Here is a 2,921-nt window from a genome sequence, read left to right as displayed (position 1 = left end):
CCACGCTCTGCGTGGGAATGCAGCCCGTGACGCTCCGCGTCACTGGACGCGGAGCGTCCCTTGAGGCATTCCCACGCGGGAGCATGGGAACGATCAGAGCGGGTTAAGCGTGAGCCAACTCCGAATGCGCATCCGCATCCAGCAGCTCTTTATCGGTCTGCTGCATGATCTGGCTGGTGATCGCACCGGCCGTTATCGAACCGCTGACGTTCAACGCCGTGCGGCCCATGTCGATCAGCGGCTCAACCGAAATCAGCAACGCCACCAGTGACACCGGCAAGCCCATCGCCGGTAACACGATCAACGCGGCAAACGTCGCGCCACCGCCAACCCCCGCCACACCGGCCGAACTCAGCGTCACAATCGCCACCAGCGTTGCGATCCACAGCGGGTCCAGCGGGTTGATGCCCACGGTTGGCGCGACCATCACCGCCAACATCGCCGGGTACAGACCGGCACAACCGTTCTGGCCAATGGTCGCGCCAAACGACGCAGCGAAACTGGCGATGGACTGTGGAATACCCAAGCGGCGGGTCTGGGCTTCGATGCTCAGCGGAATGGTCGCAGCGCTGGAGCGGCTGGTGAAAGCAAACGTCAGCACCGGCCAGATCTTGCGGAAGAACCGCAGCGGATTGATCCCGGCGGCCGAGACCAGCAGGCCATGGACCACAAACATCAGGCCCAGCCCGAGGTAGGAAACCACCACGAAACTGCCGAGTTTGATGATGTCCTGCAGGTTGGAGCCGGCGACCACTTTGGTCATCAGCGCCAATACGCCGTAAGGGGTCAGCTTCATCACCAGACGCACCAGACGCATCACCCAGGCTTGCAGGGTGTCGATGGCGTTGATCACTTTCTGACCTTTCTCGACGTCATCTTTCAGCAGTTGCAGCGCCGCGACCCCAAGGAATGCAGCAAAAATCACCACGCTGATGATCGAGGTCGGCTTCGCGCGAGCGAGGTCGGCGAACGGGTTTTGCGGAATGAACGACAGCAACAGCTGCGGCACATTCAGGTCGGCAACCTTGCCCGCGTAGTCGGTCTGGATGGTTTGCAGACGGGCCATTTCCTGAGTGCCAGCCACCAGGCCTTCGGCGGTCAGGCCGAAGAGGTTGGTCAGCCCGATACCGATCAGCGCCGCAATGGCCGTGGTGAACAGCAGCGTGCCGATGGTCAGGAAGCTGATCTTGCCCAGCGACGAGGCGTTGTGCAGACGGGCCACGGCGCTGAGGATCGAGGCGAACACCAACGGGATCACGATCATTTGCAGCAACTGCACGTAACCGTTGCCCACCAGATCGAACCAGCCGATCGAGGCTTTCAGTACCGGGTTGCCGGCACCGTAAACGGTGTGCAGAGCCACACCGAACACCACGCCCAGCACCAACGCGAGCAGGACTTTCTTCGCCAGGCTCCAGGTGGTGTGACGGGTTTGCGCCAGGCCAAAGAGCAGGGCGAGGAACACCAGCAGATTGAGGATCAGCGGCAGATTCATTGGAACTCCGATAGAGACTTGTGCCGGCCACCTTCCGGGGCAGCCGCGAACCGGCAAGCCTAACAGCTTGATATCTAATGAATTAATATCAAAAACATCTGGCTACTGTCGTTTTTGGAATAAGCAAGCGTCGCTGACAGAGATGCAGCTGGCGTAATAGGGACGCAAGCGGTCGCGGGCAGACGAGGGCTGTCATATTTATTTGATAGCGTCGAGCTCTTTGAATCAGGGTCTTTTAACAAGGAAGCATTGCCGATGAAGCTCGCACCGAAATTTCTGGTCGCTGCACTTTGCCTGGGCCTTGCCGGCCAGGTATTCGCTACGGATTTGAAGCATTGGCCAGCCGATCAGGCCAAGGCGCTGGACGCAATGATTGCCGCCAATGCCAACAAAGGTAACTACGCGGTGTTCGACATGGATAACACCAGTTACCGCTACGACCTCGAAGAGTCGTTGCTGCCGTTCATGGAAAACAAGGGTCTGATCACCCGCGAGAAGCTCGACCCCTCCCTGAAACTGATGCCGTTCAAAGACACCGCCGATCACAAGGAAAGCCTGTTCAGCTACTACTATCGCCTCTGCGAACTCGACGACATGGTCTGCTATCCATGGGTCGCGCAAGTGTTCTCCGGCTTCACCCTCCAGGAACTCAAAGGCTACGTCGATGAGTTGATGGCGTCCGGTAAACCGGTGCCGGTGACGTATTACGAAGGCGACGTGGTCAAGAAACTCGACGTCAACCCGCCGAAAATCTTCACCGGCCAGAAAGAGCTCTACAACAAGCTGATGGAGAACGGCATTGAGGTCTACGTGATGACCGCCGCCTCCGAAGAACTGGTGCGCATGGTCGCCGCCGATCCGAAGTACGGCTACAACGTCAAACCGCAGAACGTGATCGGCGTGAGCTTATTGCTCAAGGACCCGAAGACCGGCGAACTGACCACAGCACGCAAGCAGATCACCGCGGGCAAGTATGACGAGAAGGCCAACCTCGGCCTCGAGCTGACCCCGTACCTGTGGACCCCGGCGACCTGGATGGCCGGTAAGCATGCGGCGATCCTGACCTACATCGATGAGTGGAAAAAACCGGTACTGGTGGGTGGCGATACCCCGACCAGCGACGGTTACATGCTGTTCCACGATGTCGACGTGGCCAAGGGTGGCATCCACTTGTGGATCAACCGCAAAGACAAATACATGACCCAGATTAACGGCATGATGGCCAAGCACGCCGCGGCTCAGGCCAAGGAAGGGTTGCAGGTTACGGCGGACAAGAACTGGGTGATCGTGAAGCCTGAAGAGATTCAGTAAGCACCACGATGATCGTTCCCACGCTCCGCGTGGGAATGCAGCCCGTGACGCTCCGCGTCACTGGACGCGGAGCGTCCCTTGAGGCATTCCCACGCGGGAGCGTGGGAACGATCAG

At 59.1% G+C, this 2,921-nt stretch carries 2 protein-coding genes; one reads left to right on the top strand and one right to left on the bottom strand.

Annotation, left to right across the window (positions count from 1 at the left end; genetic code table 11):
- Positions 1-103: 103 nt before the first annotated feature.
- Entirely contained in the window at positions 104-1,495 is a 1,392-nt protein-coding gene (locus tag AC3WP4_RS28450) for an L-cystine transporter (protein WP_076029404.1), read from the bottom strand.
- A gap of 255 nt (positions 1,496-1,750) precedes the next feature.
- Between AC3WP4_RS28450 and AC3WP4_RS28445 the strand changes: the two genes are divergently transcribed.
- Positions 1,751-2,806, top strand: a complete 1,056-nt coding sequence (locus AC3WP4_RS28445) for an HAD family hydrolase (protein WP_074871716.1) — start codon at positions 1,751-1,753, stop codon at positions 2,804-2,806.
- Positions 2,807-2,921 lie beyond the last annotated feature (115 nt).

This window comes from Pseudomonas sp. FW305-20 (assembly GCF_058788075.1).
This window is presented reverse-complemented; position numbering and strand designations above follow the sequence as displayed.

What these genes read in the sequence shown, in the direction of transcription:
- AC3WP4_RS28450 (WP_076029404.1), bottom strand. Translation starts at nt 1,495, where the DNA reads ATGAATCTGCCGCTGATCCTCAATCTGCTGGTGTTCCTCGCCCTGCTC.
- AC3WP4_RS28445 (WP_074871716.1), top strand. Translation starts at nt 1,751, where the DNA reads ATGAAGCTCGCACCGAAATTTCTGGTCGCTGCACTTTGCCTGGGCCTT.